Raw genomic sequence first — 2961 nt, forward strand, 5'->3', positions numbered from 1 at the left:
CGTCCACCCGCCGGTCGGGCTCCGCCCGCACCACCCCGGCGTCCGCCCGGGCGTCCCGCACCGCCCGCGAGCCCAAGTCCGCCCGGCCTCCTCGCCCGCCCCGCCCGCCCCGCGAGCCGCTGCGGCTGAGGCTGGGGCAGAGCGCGCTGCGGATCCGGGTGGTGCTGATCGGGATGGCGGTGCTGGTCTCGCTGTGCGCCGGACGGCTGTTCCAGCTGCAGGCGCTCGACTCCGCCGCCTACGCCCAGTCGGCGGCGGAGAAGATGCAGTACTCGATGACCCTGCACGCCGCCCGCGGCACCATCACCGACCGCAACGGCCTGGTGCTGGCCCGCAGCGAGCCGGCGGTCAACGTCACCGCCGACCCCTCCCACACCAACCCCGCCTGCGAGCCCGACGAGACCGGGCCCTGCGGCACCGAGGTGGCCCGCAGCATCGCCGAGGTCCTCGTCCGCCACCTCGGCGGCACCGTCGCGGACTACCTGCCGAACCTCACCAAGAGCGACACCCGCTTCGTCTACCTCAAGAAGAAGGTGCCCTCGGCCACCTACCAGCGGCTGGCCGTCGAGCTCAGCGACCTCGGCCTGTACGGCGTCTTCCGCGAGAGCAACCCGATCCGCAGCTACCCCGGCGGCACCGTCGCCGCCAACGTCGTCGGCTTCGTCAACGCCGCCAACGAGGGGGCGGCCGGGTTCGAGCACTCGATGAACCGCGAGCTCGCCGGGGTGTCGGGGGAGGAGGTGTACGAGCGCGACAAGTTCGGCAACAAGATCCCGCTCGGCACCCAGGAGCTCACGCCCGCCGTGGACGGCACCGGCTACCAGCTGACCATCGACTCCGAGCTGCAGTGGGCCGCCGAGCGCCGGCTGGCCCAGCAGGTGGACTCCTCCCGCGCGGAGTCGGGCACCGCGGTGGTGATGAACGTCCGCACCGGCGAGGTGCTGGCGATGGCCAACTACCCGAGCTTCGACGCCTCCGACCCGGGCGAGGCCGACCCCGAGGACCTCGGCAACCGGGCCGTCACCCACGCCCTCGAGCCCGGCAGCGTGCAGAAGGTGCTGACCTTCGGCGCCCTGCTCGACCAGGGACTGATCACCCCCGACACCCGGGTCACCCTGCCCGACCGGGTCTCCTCGGGCGACGGCTACATCACCGACTCCGACGACCGGCTGGCCGGGATGCGGCTGACCGCCACCGGCGTGCTCGCCAAGTCGTCCAACACCGGGACGGTCGCCTTCGCCCGGGACATGAGCCCGCAGCAGCTCCTCGAGTACTACCGCAGCTTCGGTCTCGGCGCCCCCACCGGTATCGAGCTGCCGGGGGAGGCGGCCGGCTACCTGCCCGGGCCGGACATGGAGCAGTACACGATGGACCAGATCTCCTTCGGCCAGGGTCTGTCGATGACGCCGATCCAGTTCACCGCGGCCGTGGCCGGACTGCTCAACGGCGGGGTGTACAACCCGCCCACGATCATCGCCTCGGCGACCGACAAGGACGGCAACCCGGTGCCGGTCGAGCAGGGCGAGCCCCGCCGGGTGATCTCGGAGGAGGCCTCGCAGCAGCTGGCGCTGATGCTGGAGGCGGTGACCAGCGACGGCGGCACCGGCAGCAGCGTCGCCATCGAGGGCTACCGCACCGGCGGCAAGACCGCGACCGCGGAGCGGATCGACCCCAGCTGCGGCTGCTACCGCGGCTACACCTCGGGCTACATGGGCTTCGCCCCGGCCGAGGACCCCCAGATCGTCACCTTCGTCCAGATCGACAAGCCGAAGAAGGGGCGCTACGGCGTCACCATCGCCGGCCCGGCCTACAAGGACATCACCCAGCTCGCCCTACAGCGCTACGGCATCCAGCCGTCCGACAGCGAGCCCTACCAGGGCCAGCTGACGTGGTGAGGGCTGCGGTGGGGCGGCGATCTCGGCCCGGGCCAGTAACGTCGCTGCCGTGCCGACCGCTCTGAACCCGCTCCGCCCGCCCGCGCCGCCGACCGCCCTCGGGCAGCTGGTGCGCGCCGCGGGGGAGAGCGGCCTGCAGCGCGACGCCGACCGCCCGGTGACCGGCCTGACGCTGGACTCCCGGCAGGTCCGCCCCGGCGACCTCTACGCCGCCCTGCCCGGCCAGCGGACCCACGGCGCACGATTCGCCGGCGACGCCGTCGCCCGCGGTGCGGTGGCGGTGCTCACCGACCGCGACGGCGCCGAGCTGCTCGGCGACCTCCCCGACGGCCTCGGCCTCGTCGTGGTCGAGGACGCCCGCGCCGCCACCGCCCGGCTGGCCGCCACGCTGTACGGCCACCCGGCCGAGCAGCTGGCGATGCTCGGGGTCACGGGCACCAACGGCAAGACCACCACCACCCTGCTGGTCGAGGCGGCGCTCGCGGCCGCCGGCCTGCCCACCGCGACCGTGGGGACCCTCGGCTTCCGGGTCGGCGGCGAGGTGCTCACCGGGGAGCGGACCACCGTGACCACCCCGGAGGCGCCCGACCTGCAGGCCCTGCTCGCCGCGGTGGCCGCGCGCGGCGCCGAGGCGGTGGCGATGGAGGTCTCCTCCCACGCCCTGGTGCTCGGCCGCACCGAGCCGGTCGTCTACGACGTCGCCGGCTTCACCAACCTCGGCCGCGACCACCTCGACTTCCACCCCGACCTCGAGGCCTACTTCGAGGCCAAGGCCACCCTGTTCACCGCCGAGCACACCCGGCGGGCGGTCGTCTGCCTGGACAGCCCCGCCGGGGCGCGGCTCGTGGAGCGCTGCCGGCGCGCCGGGCTGCCGGTGGTCACCACCGGGCCCGGCGGCGACTACCGCGCCGAGGACGTCCGCGCCACCCCCGGCGGGACGGTCTTCGACCTCGTCGGCCCCGGCGGCCGGGTCGCGGTCGAGCTGTCGCTGCCCGGGGAGCACAACGTCTCCAACGCCGTCCTCGCGCTGGCGATGGTCGAGCAGCTCGGCGCCTCCGGACGGGTG

2 protein-coding genes are annotated in these 2961 nt (G+C 74.3%); both read left to right on the top strand.

Going from position 1 to position 2961, the window contains the following annotated elements; genetic code table 11:
- A partial coding sequence (locus DVA66_RS18920; protein ID WP_157974140.1) for a peptidoglycan D,D-transpeptidase FtsI family protein occupies positions 1-1895 on the top strand: 1895 nt, incomplete at its 5' end.
- A 49-nt stretch (positions 1896-1944) separates the two neighbouring features.
- On the top strand, positions 1945-2961 hold a 1017-nt coding region (gene murE / locus DVA66_RS18925), incomplete at its 3' end, for a UDP-N-acetylmuramyl-tripeptide synthetase (protein WP_198671947.1).

Origin of the sequence: Desertihabitans aurantiacus, assembly GCF_003344635.1 — a bacterium.
Lineage (GTDB): Bacteria > Actinomycetota > Actinomycetes > Propionibacteriales > Propionibacteriaceae > Desertihabitans > Desertihabitans aurantiacus.